The following is a 1,472-nucleotide window of genomic DNA, read 5'->3' as shown; positions in this document are numbered from 1 at the left end:
CCATTGGCTGTTCATCTTCTGTAAAAATCAAACGGCCACGCACACTTTTCATGCCCTCTGGATGACAATAGCTATCCGAGTTTGTAAACTCTGTGAAAAATACATCCGGTCGACCGGCTTCACTTACTACGTGACGAAAAACAACATCTGTCACATCTTCCATTGGTGCAAGTACAAAAAATGGTCGTGGTAAATCACGCCAAAAATTATCTATCATTTCAAACTCAAATCCTCTCACTATGGATACAACTTCAAACTCTCCGTCAAAAAATATAAAGGCAAATGTTCCACTTCTTTTACACTTATATCATGCTTAATAACTTATTATCAAACACAAGTACATTTGGACATTTATAATTTGTGAAAAACAATCGGCAATGTCTATTTTAACGAAAATCGGTCCTGAATGGTATTTTTATAAACAAAAAAGCAGATGGTATAGATTTTTTCTATATCAACTGCTTTTCTATTATACCAACTCCAACCACGCGACCGCTTCACAATGCGGAGTGTATGTGGCAACACAAGAGATGCTGGTGGGGTTATGTAACCTGATTGGTTGAGTTCAGAAACAAATCAGGTTACTATTTGATCACTTAATTTATTGATTTTCCATTTAAATAAGAGCTACAGTTACTATATTTTCTAAATAGAACTTTCCTATGGTTATTTTTGAAAGGAACATGTGTTCGTTTCTTTATAAATTCTTCTCAAAATACTTTATTTTGGATTATTTTGATTTTTTTGCATTTCAAGAGATGTATTAGGCAATTTTATTTCTAATTCAAAAGGACGCACTTTTATCTTCTTTAAATTAATTTTTATATCTTCTTCACCGGATAATAACCTATAGTCTTTAGAAAATATATTCGTAAATGGCTTTATAATATTCTAAGTTTCCTTTACAACTCTCATAATAAACTAATAATCCATTTACCTTCATATTTTTCAAATATGGGTACGTGTATAGGATTGAAATTATTAAAATACCAATCTAATTCTTCCTTTGGCCAAAATTCTTTGATATTTTCTAAATGTGCGTTTAAAAGTGATTCTGGTTCGTGCAGTCCCCAGTTTCTCATAGTATTCATTTCATTAAGCAACTTTGATAATTCTTCTAGAATTTTCCCTATTAATTGTTTTACTTCAATGTTTCGTTTTACAAGTGCTCTTTTAAATTTGTTGTACGAAATAGAGTCGCTTTGCATATCACCCATTAAATTCAATATTTTATTTTCAATAAATTGAGTTTTATCTCTAAATTCCTCATAAATATATGAATCAACCTGCTTATTTGGTTTTTCATCTAAATTTAGTTCTTTAATTATATTTCCCAAATCAAATATATATCTTTCTAGAGAGTTAAAGTGTTTGTTTAAAGTTACAATTATTTGTCTCAAATATCTCTCTCGTAACCTTTACTTTTTATATTTTAAAGCTATAAATACATATTTTACTTAAAGATACTTATC

3 protein-coding genes are annotated in these 1,472 nt (G+C 29.8%); 1 reads left to right on the top strand and 2 read right to left on the bottom strand.

Annotation, left to right across the window (positions count from 1 at the left end; all coding sequences use genetic code 11):
* Positions 1–217, bottom strand: a 217-nt coding sequence (locus AC1DUW_RS28645; protein ID WP_477644161.1) for a tRNA-dihydrouridine synthase, incomplete at its 3' end; no start/stop codon positions are given.
* A gap of 160 nt (positions 218–377) precedes the next feature.
* Between AC1DUW_RS28645 and AC1DUW_RS28640 the strand changes: the two genes are divergently transcribed.
* Positions 378–563 (top strand): hypothetical protein, encoded by a 186-nt coding sequence (locus tag AC1DUW_RS28640; RefSeq protein WP_477644160.1) that lies wholly within the window; start codon positions 378–380, stop codon positions 561–563.
* A 348-nt stretch (positions 564–911) separates the two neighbouring features.
* Here the strand turns inward: AC1DUW_RS28640 and AC1DUW_RS28635 are convergent, their stop codons facing one another.
* Positions 912–1,400 carry a hypothetical protein gene (locus AC1DUW_RS28635; protein ID WP_053345592.1) on the bottom strand — a complete coding sequence of 163 codons (489 nt, stop codon included), beginning with the start codon at positions 1,398–1,400 and terminating at the stop codon, positions 912–914.
* Positions 1,401–1,472: the final 72 nt, after the last annotated feature.

It is taken from the genome of Peribacillus sp. P4_C12 (assembly GCF_056402095.1).
This window is presented reverse-complemented; position numbering and strand designations above follow the sequence as displayed.